General features: G+C 47.5%; 23 protein-coding genes and 1 pseudogene. 16 read left to right on the top strand and 8 right to left on the bottom strand.

Annotated features, from left to right (window positions below):
* Positions 1-60: 60 nt before the first annotated feature.
* Together AC2VDX_RS01240 and AC2VDX_RS01245 are read right to left on the bottom strand one after the other, a co-directional pair.
* Positions 61-558, bottom strand: a complete 498-nt coding sequence (locus AC2VDX_RS01240; protein ID WP_378173599.1) for a DUF29 domain-containing protein — start codon at positions 556-558, stop codon at positions 61-63.
* Between the two features lie 95 nt (positions 559-653).
* Positions 654-1292, bottom strand: a complete 639-nt coding sequence (locus AC2VDX_RS01245) for a Uma2 family endonuclease (protein ID WP_378173596.1) — start codon at positions 1290-1292, stop codon at positions 654-656.
* Positions 1293-1855: 563 nt separating this feature from the next.
* On the opposite strand from AC2VDX_RS01245, the gene AC2VDX_RS01250 reads away from it, so the two are divergent.
* Complete coding sequence (locus tag AC2VDX_RS01250) at positions 1856-3217, top strand: NAD(P)/FAD-dependent oxidoreductase (protein WP_378173593.1); 1362 nt, start codon at positions 1856-1858, stop codon at positions 3215-3217.
* A 105-nt stretch (positions 3218-3322) separates the two neighbouring features.
* Here AC2VDX_RS01250 and AC2VDX_RS01255 read toward each other — a convergent pair whose 3' ends face one another.
* Together AC2VDX_RS01255 and AC2VDX_RS01260 are read right to left on the bottom strand one after the other, a co-directional pair.
* Positions 3323-4093, bottom strand: a complete 771-nt coding sequence (locus AC2VDX_RS01255) for an SDR family oxidoreductase (protein ID WP_378173590.1) — start codon at positions 4091-4093, stop codon at positions 3323-3325.
* Positions 4094-4392: 299 nt separating this feature from the next.
* Positions 4393-5220 carry a nuclear transport factor 2 family protein gene (locus AC2VDX_RS01260; protein ID WP_378173587.1) on the bottom strand — a complete coding sequence of 276 codons (828 nt, stop codon included), beginning with the start codon at positions 5218-5220 and terminating at the stop codon, positions 4393-4395.
* Between the two features lie 147 nt (positions 5221-5367).
* Between AC2VDX_RS01260 and murG the strand changes: the two genes are divergently transcribed.
* The 15 genes and pseudogenes from murG (at position 5368) to cpcG4 (ending at position 17111) form a co-directional block, all read left to right on the top strand.
* Positions 5368-6426: an undecaprenyldiphospho-muramoylpentapeptide beta-N-acetylglucosaminyltransferase gene (murG, locus tag AC2VDX_RS01265; protein WP_378173584.1), complete on the top strand. Its 1059-nt coding sequence runs from the start codon at positions 5368-5370 to the stop codon at positions 6424-6426.
* Between the two features lie 149 nt (positions 6427-6575).
* A complete protein-coding gene (locus AC2VDX_RS01270) occupies positions 6576-6899 on the top strand; it encodes an S-layer protein (RefSeq protein ID WP_378173581.1) in 324 nt (107 codons plus the stop codon).
* 171 nt (positions 6900-7070) lie between these two features.
* On the top strand, positions 7071-7586 hold the full coding sequence (locus AC2VDX_RS01275; RefSeq protein ID WP_378173578.1) for a DUF29 family protein: 516 nt from the start codon (positions 7071-7073) through the stop codon (positions 7584-7586).
* Positions 7587-7759: 173 nt separating this feature from the next.
* Complete coding sequence (locus AC2VDX_RS01280; RefSeq protein ID WP_378173575.1) at positions 7760-8710, top strand: RluA family pseudouridine synthase; 951 nt, start codon at positions 7760-7762, stop codon at positions 8708-8710.
* 283 nt (positions 8711-8993) lie between these two features.
* A pseudogene (locus AC2VDX_RS01285) lies at positions 8994-9162 on the top strand (phycobilisome rod-core linker polypeptide); the annotation flags it as partial.
* 166 nt (positions 9163-9328) lie between these two features.
* Positions 9329-9640, top strand: a complete 312-nt coding sequence (locus AC2VDX_RS01290) for a hypothetical protein (protein ID WP_378173573.1) — start codon at positions 9329-9331, stop codon at positions 9638-9640.
* 727 nt (positions 9641-10367) lie between these two features.
* Positions 10368-10886: a C-phycocyanin subunit beta gene (gene cpcB, locus AC2VDX_RS01295; RefSeq protein ID WP_378173570.1), complete on the top strand. Its 519-nt coding sequence runs from the start codon at positions 10368-10370 to the stop codon at positions 10884-10886.
* Between the two features lie 92 nt (positions 10887-10978).
* Entirely contained in the window at positions 10979-11467 is a 489-nt protein-coding gene (gene cpcA / locus AC2VDX_RS01300; RefSeq protein WP_378173567.1) for a C-phycocyanin subunit alpha, read from the top strand.
* Positions 11468-11599: 132 nt separating this feature from the next.
* The gene (locus AC2VDX_RS01305; protein ID WP_378173564.1) at positions 11600-12475 is read left to right on the top strand and encodes a phycobilisome rod-core linker polypeptide; all 876 of its coding nucleotides are present in this window, start codon (positions 11600-11602) and stop codon (positions 12473-12475) included.
* Positions 12476-12528: 53 nt separating this feature from the next.
* Positions 12529-12927 (top strand): rod-capping linker protein CpcD, encoded by a 399-nt coding sequence (cpcD, locus tag AC2VDX_RS01310; RefSeq protein WP_378173561.1) that lies wholly within the window; start codon positions 12529-12531, stop codon positions 12925-12927.
* A gap of 41 nt (positions 12928-12968) precedes the next feature.
* Complete coding sequence (cpcE, locus tag AC2VDX_RS01315) at positions 12969-13844, top strand: C-phycocyanin alpha-cysteine-84 phycocyanobilin lyase subunit CpcE (protein ID WP_378173558.1); 876 nt, start codon at positions 12969-12971, stop codon at positions 13842-13844.
* A gap of 84 nt (positions 13845-13928) precedes the next feature.
* Positions 13929-14552: a C-phycocyanin alpha-cysteine-84 phycocyanobilin lyase subunit CpcF gene (gene cpcF, locus AC2VDX_RS01320; protein ID WP_378173555.1), complete on the top strand. Its 624-nt coding sequence runs from the start codon at positions 13929-13931 to the stop codon at positions 14550-14552.
* 94 nt (positions 14553-14646) lie between these two features.
* Positions 14647-15480 (top strand): phycobilisome rod-core linker protein CpcG1, encoded by an 834-nt coding sequence (cpcG1, locus tag AC2VDX_RS01325; protein WP_378173552.1) that lies wholly within the window; start codon positions 14647-14649, stop codon positions 15478-15480.
* Between the two features lie 42 nt (positions 15481-15522).
* Positions 15523-16269: a phycobilisome rod-core linker protein CpcG2 gene (gene cpcG2, locus AC2VDX_RS01330; protein WP_378173549.1), complete on the top strand. Its 747-nt coding sequence runs from the start codon at positions 15523-15525 to the stop codon at positions 16267-16269.
* An 80-nt stretch (positions 16270-16349) separates the two neighbouring features.
* Positions 16350-17111 carry a phycobilisome rod-core linker protein CpcG4 gene (gene cpcG4, locus AC2VDX_RS01335; protein WP_378173546.1) on the top strand — a complete coding sequence of 254 codons (762 nt, stop codon included), beginning with the start codon at positions 16350-16352 and terminating at the stop codon, positions 17109-17111.
* A gap of 223 nt (positions 17112-17334) precedes the next feature.
* Here cpcG4 and AC2VDX_RS01340 read toward each other — a convergent pair whose 3' ends face one another.
* The 4 genes from AC2VDX_RS01340 to nusG all read right to left on the bottom strand — a co-directional run bounded on the left by AC2VDX_RS01340 (position 17335) and on the right by nusG (position 20542).
* Positions 17335-18114 carry a Uma2 family endonuclease gene (locus AC2VDX_RS01340; protein ID WP_378173543.1) on the bottom strand — a complete coding sequence of 260 codons (780 nt, stop codon included), beginning with the start codon at positions 18112-18114 and terminating at the stop codon, positions 17335-17337.
* A gap of 39 nt (positions 18115-18153) precedes the next feature.
* Positions 18154-18600, bottom strand: coding sequence for a riboflavin biosynthesis intermediates N-glycosidase (gene ybiA / locus AC2VDX_RS01345; protein WP_378173541.1), 447 nt, complete (start codon positions 18598-18600; stop codon positions 18154-18156).
* A 156-nt stretch (positions 18601-18756) separates the two neighbouring features.
* Positions 18757-19020 carry a hypothetical protein gene (locus tag AC2VDX_RS01350; RefSeq protein ID WP_486928078.1) on the bottom strand — a complete coding sequence of 88 codons (264 nt, stop codon included), beginning with the start codon at positions 19018-19020 and terminating at the stop codon, positions 18757-18759.
* Positions 18953-20542, bottom strand: a complete 1590-nt coding sequence (nusG, locus tag AC2VDX_RS01355) for an ADP-ribosylation family protein (protein ID WP_378173535.1) — start codon at positions 20540-20542, stop codon at positions 18953-18955. The genes AC2VDX_RS01350 and nusG overlap by 68 nt, the downstream gene beginning before the upstream one ends.
* Positions 20543-20880 lie beyond the last annotated feature (338 nt).

The following is a 20880-nucleotide window of genomic DNA, read 5'->3' on the forward strand; positions in this document are numbered from 1 at the left end:
GACTGTGAATATTTCAGGAGAGTGAAGCGCTGAGGCGCTACCGCACTCTTTTTCTCCCCATCATTCCATTATTTTATCTGTCGCAGGTTCACCTGGATAGAAGACTTCGCTTAAAGTTTCCTCCAACGTATAAGGACATTCTTGGGGAAAGGTTGAAAAGGGCAGGTTGGCTTCTCCCGATGCTAAATCCCTGCCGTTCTCATAAGCTTCCTGTAGAGCCTCATCACGATAAGGCTTCAGACTAGGGTTATCTCTGAGCAACTTTAAGCTCTCCCGCCGTTGTACTCGAATCGTTGCTAACCAACTACGACTGCGTCGTTCTTGTTGATATTCCCACTTCAACAAATGCCCAAATAATACACTCAGACGATTCCGTAGTTCTGCACGTTCTTGTTTTCCCAATGATTCAATTTCATCGATTAAATTGGGCAGATCAAGTTGGCTCCACTGCTGCTGTTGGAGGAGGAGTGCTTGTTCCTGAGTCCAAGCGTAGAAGTCAGTTTCATAAAGGTTTTGCATCAGATTTCCCGCTGTCTGTTCAGTTTCGGGTGTTTGCATCGTGCGATCGCAACCTAGAAATAGTTATCCTAATTTTAGAAAATCGAACGGTTCTTTTAGTCCCGACAAGCGATCGCGCTAAAGGCGAAATTAATTTAATTCTCGCTTGCTAATTTTTGTCGTAACTCCCGAATCGCAACGCTAGTATTGCGCTCGTAGGCAATTCGGAAACACTCCGCGATCAGTCCTGAAACATTAAGATTGGGGAAATAGCGGCTGCTGGTTACAACTGTGTAGCGATCGCTCTGCAATTGGTAAATCTTAAGTTGGTTCTTTTTATATAACCAAACTTCCGGTACTCGATAAGGCAGGTAGTCGTTTACATCCGTATAGCTGGTTACGTCTATCTCTATTACTAAATCGGGTGATGGCTCGACACCCCAATTAATGCGATCTTTCCTTGCAACTGCTGCCCAGTTATCGATATAAAAGCAGTAGTCTGGTTCAATGCCGCTAATCTCTGGCAGTTCCATCGTAATCGGGGTAAAAGCCTCATAGTCTCGCCCCAAGTGATCCAATAAAACTTTGACCACATCAGCAATCACATTTGCTTCTCGTCCGTGTCGGGGTAGCGGTGACATTAACAATATCTCTCCGGGTCGATACTTGATACGAGGAATCGAGCGATCGCCTAGTTGCTGAGTTAGTGCTTGATAGTCTTGCCAACTGGCAAGTAGGCGCACTATTGCTCCTGGGGGTAACTGGATTTTCTCTGGCGTGACAACTGCAAACATTGAACTTACACCTCCACCTCCACTGTAATCCTTGTATCGCATCTAACACCAAAAATGTTCTGCCTCAAAAAGCATAGAGCGTTCGATCAAAAGGCTGACTAAATCCTTTCATAAACTGATAAAAATTGATGTGGGAAAAATCAGGACTTACGCAAAGCTTATACATATAGCGTTTGTACGGGCAATCCCCTTGTGGGTGCCCTTACTATGTGGTGATGTTGCGTAAGTCCTGAAATTTTGGAAAACGCTCTGGAAGCAATGAATCGGTAATTTAGACAATGTGAATATTCGAGTTTAGAGTGGCAAGGCAAAAGGGCGATCGCGTCTTTTTTGATTCTTAATGCGATCTCGCCATTCCCAAGCATTGGCTTAAGCCTGTGCTGAATACCTTTTACGGCAGACTTATCCTCGCACAACAATCTACCTGTAGCCGTCGCTACGCCTATTTCGACCCTGGCACACTAAGCTAATATGAACATCTGTAACGAAAGCATCGCCAGTTGGTAAAGAAATGTTAGTTCAACGGTAGCCACGGGCAACATAAAACAAAGGATGTCAATTTTATGGTAGAAGCAGTGGAAAATCAGTCTCCTCACCATGTTGTGATTGTCGGTGGCGGCTTTGGCGGACTTTATGCTGCCAAGGCATTGAGCGGCGCACCTGTCCATGTGACACTGGTCGATAAACGTAACTTTCATTTGTTTCAGCCACTCCTTTATCAAGTCGCCACTGGAACTCTATCCCCAGCAGATATTTCATCTCCCCTGCGTGCGGTACTCAGCGACAGCAAAAATACTAAAGTGCTGATGGGAGAGGTGAAGGATATCGATCCACAACAGCGAAAAGTCATCCTTAGTGGCGAAGAACTAATATACGACACGTTAATTGTTGCCACAGGTGTGAGCCATTTTTACTTTGGCAATGAGCATTGGGCAACCGTAGCGCCAGGATTGAAAACAGTTGAAGATGCCCTGGAAATGCGGCGTCGGATTTTTATGGCGTTTGAAGCGGCAGAAAAGGAAACCAATCCCGAAAAACGGCGTGCCTGGTTGACGTTTGCGATCATCGGCGGAGGACCGACGGGGGTAGAATTAGCGGGAGCGATCGCCGAACTCGCTTACAGCACCCTCAAGCGAGATTTCCGCAACATTGACACCGCTGAAGCCAAAATTTTATTGCTGGAAGGAATGGATCGCATCCTACCTCCCTACGCACCAGAGTTATCCGCAAAAGCAGAAGCCTCTCTCCAGCGCTTAGGCGTCACCGTGCAGACAAAGACCCTCGTGACGAATATTGCAGATAATATTGTCACCACAAAACAAGGCGATAAAATCGAACAAATTCCAGCGAGAACTACCTTATGGGCGGCTGGAATCAAAGCTTCACCAATGGGAAAAGTTCTGGCAGAACGCACCGGCGCTGCAATCGACCGCGTGGGGCGGGTTATCGTCGAGTCTGACTTGAGTATATCAGGACATCCTAATATCTTTGTGGTGGGCGACTTGGCAAGTTTTTCTCATCAAAACGAGAAACCACTACCGGGTGTTGCACCCGTGGCGATGCAGGAAGGGGAATATGTTGCCAACCTGATCAAACAGCGGATTGCCGGTTACAGTATGGCACCCTTCCAGTATGTTGACCGAGGAAGTATGGCAGTCATCGGGCGGAATGCTGCGGTAGTAGATTTGGGTTATGTGAAGTTTTCCGGTTTGTTCGCTTGGCTCACTTGGGTGTTTGTTCACATTTACTTCTTAATTGAGTTTGATAATAAACTCATCGTGATGCTCCAGTGGGGTTGGAACTATTGGACTCGCAAACGTGGGGCAAGATTGATTACAGGCGACGAGGTAATTGGAAAGGTAGGAATTGACGCCAACGGCGATTATTACGTGCCACTGAAGAGTAAAGAAACTGTGGAAGTGTAGCTGAAAAAGTTTAAATGCTCTCGGTACGCGAAGGTTTACGCTCTCGGTTCGCAGAGGAAAGATAGTCTTTGCGAACCGAGAGCGTTTAAAAAGACCAAATTAACCTTAAACTCGTCGATTAACTAGCGTAGCAGTGGCTTGATCGGTGGGTACTAAAAGTACCTCGCTGATATTAACGTGAGCGGGTCTGGTGACGCAGAAAAATATTACATCGGCAATATCTTCTGGCGTTAAAGGTGTTAAACCTTGGTAAACTTTTTGAGCGCGATCGCTATCTCCATGAAATCGCACTTGACTAAATTCTGTTTCAACTAACCCAGGATCTACTGAAGTGACTCGCACGGGCGTTCCTAGAAGGTCTTGCTTTAAACCTTCGTTGAGAGATTTCACGGCGGCTTTAGAAGCACAGTAGACATTGCCACCTGGATAGGTTTGATGACCGGCAATGGAGCCAAGATTCACCACATGACCTTTACCCCGATTTACCATTCCTGGCACTAGATAGCGGGTGCAATAAAGTAAGCCTTTGATATTGGTATCGATCATTTCTTCCCAGTCTTGAATGTTGCCTTCGTGGAGTTTATTTAACCCCCGGCTAAGACCGGCATTGTTAATTAAAATATCCACATCAGACCAAGCATTTGAGAGAGAAGAAAAGGCAGATTCAACAGAAGCGCGATCGCGCACATCTAGCGATAACAGATGCAACTGACAAGAAAATTTGCTAAGTTCATCTGCTAGTTCCTGCAACCGCTCTTGGCGTCGAGCCACTAAGATCAGTTTGGCACCCGCTTGGGCAAACACCTTGGCACAGGCAGCGCCAATCCCACTGCTAGCGCCAGTAATTACAACGATTTTGTCTTTGATAGAAATCATTAGCTTTAATTAATTCTATAGCAAGCCTAAGTGATTCGTAAAATTCTCTTCTTTTTCTTTCTCCCTTGTGCTTTGCGATTTGTAAAAAATATTTCTGACAAATCAAACAAGATTGCTATAAATTCTGAAGTTTGAGTTTTTAATCTTAATTAAAAACTCAAACTTCAGACGCGATTAATCGCGTCTCTACAACTCCAGGACTTACGCAAAGCTTATACTATATAGCGTTCTTGTCGGTTCAATCCCCTTGTGGTTGCCCTTACTATGTCGCGCAAGTTGCGTAAGTCCTGAACTCAAAACTATTTGGAGGGGCGAGCGCCTTCTACAACCCGCAGGCGCTGAGTGACTGTTGTCATACCTTGTTCGCGGATTAAAACTGTTGATACCCAATAATTACCTTTTGTAAGGGGGGCGCGACCTACCTTAAAAATTCCACCCGATGACAGTAACTCCAGATCCACCGGCGCGGATTTGACAAAACGATCGCTCCGCACGGGTTCTTCCACAGCTGCTCCCAACATTAAATCGTCACCTAGGGGTTCTTGGACGATAGCATCAAGGCTATAGGATTGACCAATGCGAACCTGCTCCGGTAACTTCATGTCCACCGTGGGAGGCTTTACGCCTGCGGTCATCTGAGTACGCTCTCCCAGAATCTCCTGCTGGACAATTTTTTGACCTTGAAAACGCTGGCGCGATCGCAAGGCGGACTCAAACTTCATATTTTTGCCATCCATTTGCTGGGTGCCAGTAATCTGAGTCACTGTCTCCACAACCAGCGCATCGCCTTCCTTTTCCCAAGATTTGAGTTCTGTACGATAATTCAGGTTTGGGTAGCGCTTCCAGAGTTGAGTTAAAGTCTGTTGCAGACTCTGACGATTTAAGCCATCAGAATGGGTAAAATTCTGGCTATAGAACTGCATCACCGCATTGACATCCTGACGATTGGCAGCCGCATCAATTTGCGTGAGGGAATTTTTTAGCTCGGCGGGTGCTGTTTCTGGACTCGCTGCCCGAACAGTGTTTGGATAAAGCAGGGACGTAAAAATTATCAAGGCAAAAATTTTCGCCTTTTGCTTGATGAGAGACTGGAACAAGCTGGCAGAAGGAGTTATCTGGTTACGCATCACAGACGTGTTTGAATAATTGGATAAAGGAAACCGTGTCGAGCAACAGACGTGCTAAAGAGTAGAAATCCTGGATGCTCTATTGGCTAATTTATAACTGATTTTTAATCTTATCCGAGCCAGGACAGCCAGTAGGAGATAGAAACTTTGGCAAATGAACCGAAACGATTGTTAATTGCGGCGAGTGGGACTGGGGGACATTTATTTCCCGCGATCGCCCTAGCCGAGCAACTGCCAGACTATGAAATTGAGTGGCTAGGTGTCCCGAACCGCCTGGAAACCCAGTTGGTTCCAGCTCAATATCCCCTCAACACCATTGAGGTGGAAGGGTTTCAACAAGGGTTTGGACTGGGGACATTGGGCATTCTGCTGCGACTGACGGGTTCCATCCGACAGGTACGCCAGCTACTCAAAGACAAGAATTTTCAGGGTGTATTCAGCACTGGCGGTTACATTGCCGCACCGGCGATTATTGCAGCGCGATCGATTGGAGTCGCAGTGATTTTGCACGAATCCAACGCCCTCCCCGGCAAAGTGACTCGCTGGTTGAGTCCGTGGTGTAGTAGCGTGGCGCTGGGGTTTGAATATGGAGCGCATTACCTACCCCGCGCCGGAACCGCATACACTGGCACCCCGGTTCGCGCCCAGTTTCGCGCCCCCCAAAAGCTGGAGTTGCCGATTCCTGAAGACGTGCCCTTGATTGCGGTCGTCGGTGGCTCTCAGGGCGCTGTTGCCGTCAATCAAATAGTCCGCGAGTGCGCCCCAGCTTGGTTGAATGCCGGTGCCTGGATTGTCCATCTGACGGGCGATAATGACCCTGATGCCCAAAGTTTCCAGCATCCTCAGTATTTTTCCATGCCGTTTTATGACAACATGGCGGCACTCTTGCAACGGACGAACCTGGCAATTAGCCGCGCTGGCGCTGGGACATTAACCGAACTTGCCGTTACGCAAACCCCAGCCATTCTCATTCCCTACCCCTTCGCCGCCGAAGATCATCAAGTCTACAATGCGGCAATTTTTAACTCAGCGGGCGCTGGTTTGGTGTTCCGGCAGTCAGAACTGACGCCTCAGTTACTAGAAAGTAAGGTATTGAATTTATTGCAGTCGCCCGAACAGCTACAACAAATGGCTCAAAAAGCTGCTACCCTAGCAGTTCCTGACAGTGCCGAACGTTTAGCCGATCTCGTGCGCCGAACGCTGTAGCCAAAAAGTTTTTAGTCACAAAGTCAATGGAATAGGAAAATCAGGGTTTATCTACAAATTGGAACAGCCAATGCAACGCTAGTAATTGTTAGTTTTGAGGAGGGGCAACTTTAATAGAAAGCTGCCCGTACAGTTGTTCCTCGCAGACTATGAAACTCAAAATCGCAACAGTTATACTCCTTGCCACCATTGGCTTCGTGGCTCCAGCTAAAGCGCAGAATCCCGAACCGCACGAGTCCACAACGCCCTCATCTCCAGAGCAACCGACTTCAGATCCAGTTTTGGAAGCCTGTGCCCAAGACCAAGCCGATACTTTACCAAATCCTTTCTCAGATGTGCCGTCGAATCATTGGGCATTCAAAGCGGTTCTAAGTATGTATTATTGTGGCGCTTATCGAGGGTCAAGTCCACCCACTAAAGTTAAACCATTTCTGCAACAACAGATTCCTCAAACATTGCAGCAACCCGGCTGAAACCAGAGTAGAAGTTCCCCGAATTTAGTAGGATTTTGTGTATAAGTTAAGGATGCGATCGCTCTTTGCACTTTTCTCAAGAGCGATCGCTTCTCCTTACGATAGTAAATAGCCGGGTCTATACCCGCTTATCACACAATGCAAGCGCTATACAAGTGGGGTCAGTTGACAATGACTCAAGAACTCACGGACTTAAGAGCTTTCATTCTAGAAGGAAGATATGAAGATGCTTTGTCCCTAGTGGATGAGTTGGAAGGGATGAGCAAAAAAGCTATCTTGCAGAATATTGAGACTTTTCTCAGTAGAATGCTTGTTCACTTGATAAAAAATCAAATTGAGCAGCGTTTAACTAATTCTTGGGCAGCTTCTATTCGAGATTCGCTTCTGAAGATTCAAGCTTTGAATCTTAAAGAAAATAAAACTTCATACTATATCAACTGGGATGAATGGGCATTTCATCTAGAAAATGGTTTTGAAGATGCTATTTTTGCGGCAAGCGTGGAAGTTTTCAATGGAAATTATACTCCCTTTAAACTCCAAGAAATGGTAGATAGAATGCAGATTATTGTCGCAGCGAATAAACTTCTAAATTTGACATATTCCCATTCAGCGAAGGCATTGCGCGACGTTATCAGTGAGGAATTGAGTCAATTACCAGGCGGGGAAGATTGGAAGTTAGGAAGATAAAGTTGATTCGTTTCGGGTAGGATGCAGTAATTACACTGCTACTCTTAAGAAACAAGTCTTCTTACTCGCGCAAAAATGCGATCGCGCCGCCGTCACTAACCTTTCTTCCTCTTTCTCTTTCTCTACGTCCTGGAGCGTTAGTCAAGCGGTTCTCCAACTTAAACAGTGAATTCGTGAATTCCCCCCATTCAATCTCCCTCGAAGTTCAAGAAACAGGCAGTCGCATTGACCGCTATCTTTCCCAACAACTACCAGATTTATCCCGTTCTCGCATCCAGAAACTTATCGAAGAAGGCAACTTGGTTCTTAACGGCACCGTCTGTACGTCCAAGAAAGCAACCATGCAAATGGGCGATCGCCTATCTTTAACGATTCCAGAAGTGCAACCGCTAGACCTCCAACCAGAAGAAATCCCTTTAGATGTTCTTTATGAAGATGATTCCCTGATTATCATCAACAAACCGGCTGGTTTAGTCGTTCACCCAGCAGCAGGACACGAAGCAGGCACTCTCGTCAATGCTCTTTTAGCCCACTGTCCTCTCGCGGAAATTGGCGGAGTGCAACGTCCGGGAATTGTCCATCGTCTTGACAAGGATACAACGGGGGCGATGGTTGTTGCCAAAACCGACCAAGCCCATCAACACCTGCAAGCTCAACTAAAAGCCAAAACCGCACGTCGGGAATATCTCGGCGTCGTCTACGGTTCGCCCCGGACTGAGTGCGGCACGATTGACCAGCCTATCGGTCGTCATTCGGGCGATCGCAAAAAAATGGCTGTCGTACCTCCAGAGAAGGGAGGACGAGCGGCGATGACTCACTGGCGGGTGCAGGAACGCCTGGGACACCACACGCTGATGCTTTTCCAACTTGAAACGGGTCGCACCCACCAAATTCGCGTCCACAGCGCCCACATCGGTCATCCCATTGTGGGAGATCCCGTTTACAGTTCTGGTCACTCAGTCGGCGTCAATCTACCGGGTCAAGCACTGCACGCTTGGCGGCTCCGATTGCAGCATCCGGTAACTGGGGAGTTGCTAGAAGCGATCGCCCCTTTGCCTCAGACCTTCACCACCCTGCTGGAAGTTCTCCGACGACGATTTGGCTCTTTTGATGGAAAAAATTAATACATCATCTTTAATCTTGTTTACATACCCTTACAAATCTATTGCCCAAAAATACCCGAAAGCGGCGAGGAGGTGAAGCCAAAAGTTGTTGATATAACTGACTTTCCCAGAATCTTCACCCGCGTCATTGGTTGCAAAAATTTATGAAGACAAATCAATAAAATTTTCAGAATGTAACGCAATCGGTTGCCGAGTCATGTCAGAAGCTTTGTTTCACAATAAAACACGGCGATAATCTAAATTTGCTTAATTTATTTTCGTGTAAATTAATCATAAAATCGCTCGGTCGGAGATTGCCTACCACGTAGACCTTTACGCCTCTAAAGGCTACGATGCTGAGATCGATTCTTACATTGACAGCCCTGAATACAACAATGCCTTTGGTAGTGATACCGTTCCTTAATTACTGGGGATTTCAGTCAATACCAGGGATGAAAACGGTTGGATTCAACTGAGATATTACACCAGTTGCAATAACCCGCTAGGGGTTCAAACCCCACAGCTTATAGCTCAAGTCCACGTTTCGTGGACTGGGGAAGAATTTCAGTCCATGAAACGTGGACTTGATTCTGTTAGCCCGGAACTTGAGTTCCGGGCGGGATTGGCGGCTTGTTGAGAATGGTGCAAGATCAGGACTTACGCAACTTGCGCGACATCTCTTGGGCAACCACAGGGGGATTGAACCCGAAAAAATGCTATATGTATAAGCTTTGCGTAAGTCCTGAAGATGTCAGATTCAACCTAATGTTTGCGGTTTATCGAGGCAGTGGTAACAGTGATAACGCTCAGTTTGGCGGTAAAAATTCCCGCCTACAGACGAAAGTCGCTCTTGTATCTGACCAACTGGATTATGGCACCCTCATCTTGTTTGGCGCTAACTCAAGCCTGTCGTCGAGCGCTCTCAGTCGCTTTGGTCAGCTCTGGGTGTAGGCTCACATCTGTGGGTAGAGGCAACCTCAATTCAAGGGTTGCCTCTACCTAGTCTTTTGTACGCTCCTTGAGGTTTTATGCCCTCAAGGAGTAGACAATAGGGCGTGCAAGTCAGGAGCGATCGCCAACTCAAAACTCTTCTCTACCCTCAGATCCCTAATAAATCGCTCAACTTACTTTATATATCTATACAAAACTATATGGAGAGATTTTGCAATCTAGAACCCGAATTCCTTGTCATGTCTATATCTTAAGCAAATATTAAGAAAATATAAAAGCACTCCTACTTGAATTCATAAGTATAAATACTTGAATTAATGTAACAACTCATGTGGAAATAAAAAACTACAATCCTTGTTGGTAAAGGGTTTGGAATTTTTTTCTTCCTGTTTAAATAGCTTAATAAATCTTAAAAAACAAAGCTACAAAGGCGTTGTATAAAAATAACCGGAGGGATCAATAACAGACAAAAGTTAAACAAAACACGGATTTATCAAGGTTGCGAATCTCTCATAAAAGCACGGACTTTTCTCATATTTCTGTGAAAACTAGTTGATTGCACGGTAAAGTAACAGAAGGAATGGGAGAGCGACTTAAAAGCGTGTTTAGGCTAATGTCTGGAGTTGACCCATCCTAGAGCTGATTCAATAGATTGAAGTAGCTCTGCTTGACAAATATCGACGTTTTAAAAAACCACACTCGACCAAATCAGTAGGAGATTGAGTTCATGTTAGATGCATTCGCCAAGGTTGTTTCTCAGGCTGATGCCCGGGGTGAATTCCTGAGCATTGAACAGCTTGATGCCCTGACCAATGTTGTCAAAGATGGCAGCAAGCGGTTGGATACCGTCAACCGCATCACCAGCAATGCTTCCAGCATCGTTGCCAACGCCGCTCGTGCTTTGTTTGAAGAGCAGCCTCAACTGATTCAACCAGGTGGAAACGCATACACCAACCGTCGGATGGCAGCTTGCCTCCGCGACATGGAAATTATCCTGCGCTATGTCACCTATGCCACGATTGCTGGTGATTCAAGCGTTCTGGATGACCGCTGTTTGAACGGTCTGCGCGAAACCTACCAAGCTCTGGGTGTACCCGGTGGCTCCACCGCTGCTGGCGTGCAAAAGATGAAAGAAGCTGCGCTCAAAATCGCCAATGACCCCAATGGCATCACCAAGGGCGACTGTAGCCAGCTGATGTCTGAAGTAGCTAGCTACTTCGATCGTGCCTCATCTGCTATTGCTTAAGAACAACTAGCAAGCTTGCTGTTGGATAGACGCGAGCGATCGCGTAGTTTAGCCGAAAACTTTGCAAACACTTTTAGGGAGATACCTCAACAATGAAGACCCCGATTACCGAAGCCATCGGTGCAGCCGATACCCAAGGTCGTTTTTTAGGCAACACCGAACTGACAGCCGTTAACGGTCGCTTTGAGCGTGCCGCTGCCAGCATGGAAGCTGCCCGCGCTTTGACCCAAAAGGCTCAGCAACTGATCGATGGTGCCGCCCAAGCCGTGTACCAAAAGTTCCCTTACACCACCCAAATGCAAGGGCCTCAGTATGCTGCAGACTCTCGCGGCAAATCCAAGTGTGCCCGTGATATCGGTCACTACCTGCGGATGGTTAGCTACTGTCTGGTTGCCGGTGGCACCGGACCAATGGACGAGTACCTGATTGCCGGTTTGGATGAAATCAACCGCACGTTTGAGCTGTCTCCCAGCTGGTACGTGGAAGCCCTGAAGCACATCAAAGCCAATCACGGTCTGAGCGGTCAAGCTGCTAACGAAGCAAACACCTACATCGACTACGCCATTAACGCCCTGAGCTAGTATTCAGGTGCGGTGCCCGGAAGAATCAGCGAGTGTTGGCGTGCTTGCTAGCAGTTGCTAATTTTTCCGGGCATTGTTTTTCTCAATTTGAGTATAAAAATCTTAAAAAGTTGTTGCGTTGGGAGAGCAAGGATGACCGGTTTAGTGGCGTCAAACTTAGCAGCAGCGGGCCGTCTGGGTCTTTCTGCATTTGATGAGACAAGAGTGGAACTGCGACCTGATTGGACGGAGGGCGATCTGCAAGCAGTGTTTCGAGCTGCATACCGTCAGGTATTGGGCAACGACTACGTGATGAAATCCGAACGTCTGACCTATGCAGAGTCGCAACTTCGGCAGGGAAACATAACGGTCAGAGATTTTGTCCGGGCGATCGCCAAGTCGGATCTATACAAATCAAAGTTTTTCTATCCGAATTCAAATCAACGCTTTGTTGAACTCAATTTCAAGCATTTGTGGGGTCGGCCCCCTCATGATGAAGCCGAACTAGGCTACCACACCGGCCTTTGTGAAGAAAAAGGCTCCGATGCTGAAATTGATTCCTACCTCGACAGTAACGAGTACGAAGCAAACTTCGGTAACAACGTAGTCCCATATTATCGGGGATTTATGGTGGAATCGGGGTCGAGAACCATTGGCTTTAGCCGGATGTTCCGCCTGTATCGGGGTTATGCCAACAGCGATCGCTCTCAAGTAGGAGGGAAATCTCCCCGTCTCATGGGCGAAGTCGGTCGAAATCAAGCTTCCACAATTTTCCAACCCTCAGGCGGTTCGTCAACCTGGAGATCGGCTGCTATTCCTAGCGATGCAGCCCCTAGAAAAGCGTTAGGCGGTACCAAGGAACAAAGCGGACGGATCTATCGCTTGGAAGTAACTGGGATTCTTTCTCCAGGCTACCCCAGGGTTCGTCGCAGTAGCAACGCCTTCTTGGTGCCCTACGAGCAGCTGTCCCAAAAGATCCAGCAAGTCACCAAGCAAGGTGGCAAAATTGTCAGCGTTTCACCAGCTTAAGGTGGATTGTTAATCGTTCATAGTTAATAGTTTATTGCAATAAACTATTAACTATGAACGATGCACAAAACTCAACTGTTTTAAACCCAATTACAGGAGCTATTTCAACGATGTTTGGACAAACTGCACTTGGGAGCGGTACTCTGAATGACGCCGCAAATCGGATGTTTCGCTACGAAGTCGAAGGTCTGCGTCAGACTTACGAATCTGACAAACTCAGCTATCCCATTCGCCGTAGTGGCAGTTTCCAGATCACAGTGCCCTACAGCCGAATGAATGAAGAAATGCAGCGGATTAACCGTTTGGGGGGCAAAATTGTCAGCATTCAACCCTTGACTCTTGACGGGAGCAGCGAAGCCAAAAGCCAAGCTACAGCAGCCAATCAAGACCTGGATGCTAAAGGCAAGAGCAAAGCTACAGCCGCTGACAAAGCTGACAAATCAGAAAGTTAATTCGCGCCATCTTGTCTAACGCAAGCCATTGCACTCCTACAATGCGGTCGTCTGATCCCGATCGGTATTCTGAATCAAGCTCACTGCCCGGAAATCCGCCTCCTGGTAGCGAACCGCTAACGGTGGAGCAGGCGATTGCCAATCTCCGCCATGAAGACTTAAGTCTCCGCTACTATGCTGCCTGGTGGCTAGGTAAATTTCGCGTGCGCGAGTCGGCTGCTGTGGAAGCTCTAATTGCCGCTTTGGAAGATGAGGCTGACCGGACTGAGCTGGGTGGATACCCCCTCCGCCGCAATGCCGCACGGGCATTGGGGAAATTGGGCGATCGCCTAGCCGTGCCAGGGTTGATTCGTTGTTTGGACTGCTCTGACTTCTACGTTCAACAAGCAGCCGCTCAGTCACTGGAAATGCTAGGCGATCCAACCAGCATTCCAGCACTGATGAAGCTCCTAGAGGGGGGTGTGGCAGCCGCTGAACCAGTACCGGGGCGACCCCATCTGGCACAACCCTATGAAGCCGTGCTGGAAGCCTTAGGATCGCTCCAAGCAACAGAAGCAATTGCCCAGATTCAACCGTTCCTGGAGCATCCCGTAGTGCCGGTGCAGTATGCAGCAGTGCGAGCGATGTACCAGTTAACGCAAGATTCAGCTTATGGGGAACGTCTGGTTCAAGCGTTGGAGAACAGCGATCTGCAACTGCGCCGGATAGTCCTATCAGACTTGGGTGCAATTGGTTATCTAAAAGCAGCGGAAGCGATCGCTGCTGCTGCCACCGAAAATAGCTTCAAGCTCATCGCCCTCAAAGGGTTGTTGGAACACGTACAAACACAAAATTCTGCATCTGTACACCCAGATGAACCGAATTCCCTATCCGCTGACGCCATCCGGGTGATGACCCTGATGGACGCCCTTCTATAAGTTATGAGTGTTGAATTTTGAGTTTTGAATTAAATACACAACTCAAAACTCAACACTCATAACTCATAACTGTTGAGTTTTTCAATGACTGATTCGCCCCAAGAACTGATTCGTGCCATTGAACAGGCGGATTCGCCCGGACGCTTGGTGGCATCTGTCCGAGCCTTAGCTGCCGCTCGTCTAGAAGCCGGGATTCCTATCCTGATCGCCGCTTTGGGTTACAACAACCCAGGAGCGGCAGTAGCAGCAGTAGAAGGGCTGATTCAGATGGGGGAAGCAGCCGTGCAACCCTTGCTCGAAAAGCTGGACGGCTATGACTACGGTGCCAGGGCTTATGCAATTCGCGCTCTAGCTGCGATCGCTGACCCCCGCGCTTTAGACATCTTAGTAGAGGCAGCAGCCACCGATTTCGCACCCAGCGTCCGCCGCGCCGCCGCTAAAGGACTGGGAAACCTCCGCTGGCACCAGTTGAGTGTTGACCAGATTCAAAGCGCTCTAGCCAGAGCATCGGAAACGCTGCTCCTCATTTCTCAAGACCCTGACTGGGCAATTCGCTACGCTGCTGTTGTCGGTTTGCAAGCGCTCTCCAGCCAGTTAGAAGTCCTTCCGTCCATCCAAAAGCGCTTAGAGGAAATGGCTCAAGACAATGACTCAGCGGTTCGTGCCAGAGTTCAGCTGGCTCACCAGTCATTAGTCATTAGTCATTAGTCACAGGTCATTAGTCCTGAGTCAATCAACGCAGGATTAACGGCTAAAGACTAATAACTAACAACTCGCCAACTAACAACTAACAACTAAAAATATGCCAATTCCACTTCTTGAAATTACACCAACAACCCAGAATCAGCGGGTAGAAGGTTACGAAGTACCCGATGAGGACGACCCGCCAATTTATCGGTTCACAGATGCCACCTCCGATACTGCAATTGATAAATTGATCTGGGCTGCCTACCGGCAAATCATTAGCGAACACTTAATTTTAGAAAGCTACCGCCAACCCTTTCTAGAATCTCAACTGCGGAATCGAGCCATTTCCGTACAAGAGTTTATTCGGGGATTGGGCAAGTCCGATGTTTATCGACAGTTGGTAGGAGAAACTAACTCTAACTATCGCTTAGTTGACATCACCTTCAAGCGGTTTCTGGGACGCGCCACTTACGGCAAAGACGAGCAAATTGCTTGGTCAATTGTAATTGCTTCCAAGGGATTACATGGTTTTATCGATGCCGTTGTTGATAGCGAGGAATACCGTCAAAACTTCGGCAATGAGATCGTACCTTATCAGCGCCGCCGGTTTAACGAGCGCCCCTTTAACTTAGTTAACCCCCGATATAGCGATTACTGGCGCGGTCGCATGATCGGCATGGATACTCGCAGTTACTTTCAAGTCGGGCGTCCAAAAGAAACGGGTAAAACATCAGTTCGTGAAGCAATTCCCAGCAACTTCTTGGCAATGGCTCGGAGTATTGCTCCCAGCGAAGTTAACTACCAGCGCACAAGAGATCGGGCACTCTCTCAAATTAAAAACATCGAGATTCCCGACATGAGCAGCAATGTTGCCAACCCGCAACCTGCTGTAGGTCGCAACGAGGTAGCCCTCCCCTATCGCTACCTATATCCGACGCCCAAAGCCTAAAGGCTAATGGCTAATCGTTCATAGCAACTAACCAATTTACCTATGTCAATTCCTTTGCTTGCATACAAACCCAGTTCGCAGAACCAGCGAGTATCGGGTTACGAAGTGCCGAACGAAGACACTCCCCGGATTTATCGCATTGAAAACTGCATCGATAATGGCGACCTTGAGGAATTAATCTGGGCAGCCTACCGTCAGGTTTTCAGCGAACACGAAATCCTCAATTCTTTTCGTCAGGTTGACCTGGAATCTCAAGTGAAGAACCGCGCCATTACTGTGCGCGACTTCATCCGGGGTTTGGCGAAGACCGAGGGATTTTACCGCTTGGTTGTTGAGAAAAACTCCAACTATCGAGTCGTCGAAGTTTGCCTCAAACGGATCTTGGGCAGGGCATCCTACAACAAAGACGAAGAAATCGCCTGGTCGATTAAAATTGCCACTAAGGGACTGAGCGGCTTCATTGATGCCCTGGTCGAAAGTGAGGAGTATCAGTCTAACTTTGGCGAAAATACGGTGCCTTATCAGCGTCGTCGCTACAAAGATCGACCCTTTAACTTGGTGACGCCTAGCTACGCCGACTACTGGCGCGACAAGGAAGAAACTGAGCGCTACAAGTGGGGCAATGTGCGTAACTTCTTGGATATGGCACGGGCGCTCAACCCGAAAGCTGTCACCAATACTGTTACCGTTAATACGGCTAACATCAAAATTCCCGACATGACACGGGATAATACAGCGCAAGAGACACGAGTCTCGATTAACTCAATTGCGAGTTTTCCGCTCCGGTAGCACGGGCATCCGCTCGACCAGAGGACACCCTGATGCTGGAAAATAGAAAGTCTCAACCACTTTATAAGGGAGATTTTTAAATGGCACTGCCATTACTTGAATACAAACCAACCACCCAAAACCAACGAGTTAAGAGCTTTGGAAAGGCGGATCTCGACGAAGATACTCCATATATCTATCGCGTGGAAGATGCAAATTCACCGGCAGAAATGGAAGTGTTGATTTGGGCAGCTTATCGCCAAGTCTTCAGCGAGCATGAAATCCTCAGATTCAACCGTCAGATTACCCTGGAATCCCAGCTGAAAAATGCGGCGATTACAGTACGGGAGTTTATTGCTGGTCTGGCGAAGTCAGAGGCATTTTACCGTTTGGTTGTCTCGGTCAATAACAACTATCGCCTTGTAGACATTTGTCTCAAGCGTTTTTTAGGTCGGGAACCTTACAACAAAGCCGAAGAAATCGCTTGGTCAATTAAAATTGCCACTTTGGGCTTCAGCGGTTTTGTTGATGCCTTGGTGAACAGCCAAGAATATACCGACAACTTTGGGGACTTCACCGTACCCTACCAGCGCAAGCGGATGGAACAGCGTCCTTTCAACCTGGTGACGCCTCGCTATGGCGAAGACTTCCGCGAAACTGCTGGCACCGTCAAGACCGATTGGCGCTTCACTGTGGAGAAGTTTTACAGCCGCAAGAACCAGGAACGGCAACTTCCCGAAGGCGACCCCCGCAAGTTCCGCGAGGTAGCGGCGTCGCTCAGTACCAAGCGCAACTACGCCCAAAACGTCTCAGCGTTTAACATTGATTACCTGAACAAAGTGCCTAATCGGGGCAGACGCTAAGGGGTAAAGTGTTAGTTTTCTAGACTGCTTGCACTTCTTATAAAACCAAACTGTGGCTCTGGTTCCCGCTTTCAAGACAGCTAGATAATGTCCTATAAAGACATCTAGTTGTTAGAGTGAGCGGTAATCAGAGCCACAAACTTTTTGAGTGCATAGAGTACAGGCGGGTACAGGCGATCGCTTTCTATTAAACTAAAAGAATGTCCAAAGAGCTAGAGCCTACTCAAACCTCATCAGGATTAATCCCCATTGAGCGCAATCTTTCTGCTAATTGCTCTGCTCTAGCTTGAGCCAATTCTTTCTCTTGTCGCTCCGTTTCTGCTCTAGCTTGAGCCAATTCTTTCTCTTGTCGCTCCGTTTCTGCTCTAGCTTGAGCCAATTCTTTCTCTTGTCGCTCCGTTTCTGCTCTAGCTTGAGCTAATTCTCTTTGCGTTTCTAATTCCACATAGGACAAAAACTTCTGTCCATCGGGGCGATAGATTTCTAACTTATCTGACTCTATCTCAAAGCGTATCCCTAAACGAGGACTCACCCAACTCGCCATTGACTCAATCTCATTAAATCCTTCATCAGAAACCAGCCACCCAGTTAAATCACCGTCGTCAGGGTCGTATATATAGTATTCTTCAACTCCATATCGTTCGTAAAACCTGAACTTCCTCAACATTTCTGCTTTACGATTTCCGGGTGATAATATCTCAAAGACAACTTGAGGGGGAAGATTGTCTTCTACCCATTGTTTATAAGAACCGCGATCGCTCTTTGGTCTGCCAAACACTATCATCACATCAGGCGCTTGGCGAATTTTATTATCTCCCTCAACTGGATACCAGAGCAAATCGCCTGCTACAAAGACATTTTGATTATCTTTAAATAAGGCATCTATCCCCAGCTTAATTTTTACAATATAATCAAACTGTTTGGTATTATCAGCCATCAGTTGTCCATCACTGTCTGGGTAAATAATCTCTTGCTTAGTCAGCGGTTGAACTGGTGCAGTCATGTGGATGTCTCCATTTTTTCTAGTAGCATCGTGCAAATACTATTGCTGATTGCTATGGCGCAATATTTCTCGCACTTCCATTAAAATCTGCCCCAACATATTTTTGCCACTGCCATCAGCACCGCAACCCCAATAATAATCACCGGGTGCATTCTCAACAATTAACTCATCGCCTGTAGAAAGTAATTCTTCGCGAATGTCGGCATGAGTTTCAAATTTGCGTAGTACGGCTTTTCGCATAATGTCATCTTTTACCTGTTCCCAATCAGGACGCAGGGGACGCGATCGCTCTCGTCCCATTTTCGCCGCATCCTTCGGTGTCTTTACCTGGCGAATTTGGTCAGCGTGAGGCGTCCCAACAAACTTTTGTGCTTGGAAATAATGTTCGCTGGTAGGCCAATAAACATCATCTAACACAAAGCCGTGAGGCGAAAAATTGGAGAAACAACCATATCTTTCGCGGGTACTGTAAAAGTAAATTGTCATTTTAAAAGTAGTTAGTCTAGTGAATCCGGCGCGATAAAGTTAGAACAGGACTTACGCAACATCACCACATAGGAAGGGCAACCACAGGGGGATTGAACCGACAAGAACGCTATATGTATAAGCTTTGCGTAAGTCCTGTTAGAATTAACGACTGAATTATTGCTCATTTATTTTTAGCACCTGTTTTAACAAATTGCGTTCTTCGATGGGAAGCTCTAGCAAGACACGCGGATCGCCTTTTGTCTGGCGATAGGAAACAGCAGCATTGAGAAGACGCAGAGGGATTTGAAATTCTTTACAATCGCTCGTCAGTTCCCGCCATACCTCCAACCATGCCCATGCTGCTTTGTCGCTAATAAATATTGACTGACTGAAGCGATCGCTCTTGATAATGGACAGATGCGATCGCCGCCAAAGCATCTCGACCGAGTGCGCGGTAGGCAGCATTCAGCAGTTTGGCAGCAGCCGCTTCTCGTTCCGGATTACCACCGGAAAGCCAGTGCAAGTCACGACCTAACGCCAGCGCCTCAGCCGGTTGACCCTCAGCACAAGCTTCTAGCGCTGCCGCAATCCAGTCTTGGACAATTGGCGCATCCGCTAAGATAGCCGTTCTCATGGCTTCAAGATCCCGCTGAGGACAAGTTTCGGCACTTAAGCCGGGAATTGCCACACCCGCGCCATCATCAGTAGCAATTCTGGCACCCAGCGGCTGTTGCTTGTAGGCTTTCTCGTACAGACTTCCCATTTCAGGGCGTTCCGCCGTTTCAAACGCCATCACCGCATCGCGGAGTGCTGAGAGTCTGACTCGTCGATGCCGGGAATCGTTGTCGTAGCGGTCATATTCCAGCTGAGAGACCGCTTTTTCGATTTGGAAGCGAACCTGCTGGAGTAATGTTTGACAACCATCATCACAGACGGGAATGCCGTCGTTGTTCCAGTAATACATCACACTCGTGGGAAGTTCTCTGGGGTCATCGTACCAAAGACCAAAATGCAGACCATCGCCACCACCGTACAGCAAAGTGAGAAACTCCGGCGGATCGCGGTAATAGCGGTAATGTAAGCGATGGTCAAGTTCTGGTATGGGTTTTCGCTGCAAACTTTCCTCACTGAATAAATCAAACAAACCGCAAGGCGTTGCAATCCAGTGCATTTCTTGCCGCTCAATGGGAGTTAAGCTGAGCCAGAAAGCCCAGAATGCGAAAACATGGTCGGGTAAGGTCAAGCCGTGGGTTTGTTGTACCAGCGATCGCACTATTTCCACCAACGCCTGCGCTTTTTGTCGGGCATCCAGGCGCATCTGCTTGATCGTGGCGGCATCCGGCAGATTTTCCTGACGCCATGCCATATATTCCGCCTTCCAGGAACGTTCATTTGCCGCTTGCCACAGATGCCGCCAGATATCCGTCCAATGACCTGAGTCATCAGGGCATTCTTTAATTTGCTGACGCGCTGCTTTGTAGAATTCTTCGTGCCGATAGGAGTTTGGCGTCCAGCGTTCTGTTTCTGTTTCCCAGCGTTGTTTTGCCCATGAGACACCATGTTCTGCGATCGCTGTAAAAGATGCTTCAAAAGCATCTAGCAAAGTCTGTCGTTCTACGGCAGCTTTCGCCTCAAATTCTTGACGAAATGCCTCGAAAGCAGACCACTCGGCAACTAAATCATCCTCTGGTCGATCCAACTGCTTCAGCCACCAATTATCAAATTCCTCTTGAAGCATCTGTTCGATATCTTTTTCAATCTCGTCGCGGAAGCGGGGACGGGGGTCTTCACCCAGTAACTCGAATTGCTCTTGATTTAGCGTGACTTCTGCTTTGCGACCCAATATTTCGACTTCAACGACAATCTTTTCTCCAGGCTGCAACTTGACTACAACACCCTGAAAATCACTGAATGGTCCTGCGGTAATCGCTCCTACGCTTCCTGGTTTGAAATTTTTCATTTCCTCCTCACAGCATCGCCAAGCGGATGCGGGGTAAGCGCAGCGGTCTTGCAACTAGCACTCCTCGCTTTTCTGAAGTTCTTTTGTCAGGCTTCTAAACTATCTTAATTTTACTCTGATGACTGGCGGCAAATCTAAACTTTTGGGCATCCTTCCGGTAGGCTCGGAATCACTACAATTAAAAATTAAAAATTAAAAATTAAAAATTAAAGAAATAAATAAGTTTTGATTAATTTATTTAGGGTACACAAGGAATTTTAATTATGTAAAAAAAGCTGCGAAACATCATTATTCAATGCCCAACTTTTGATGATGGGGATTGTAATACGTGAATTTTA

This window comes from Coleofasciculus sp. H7-1 (genome assembly GCF_057473865.1).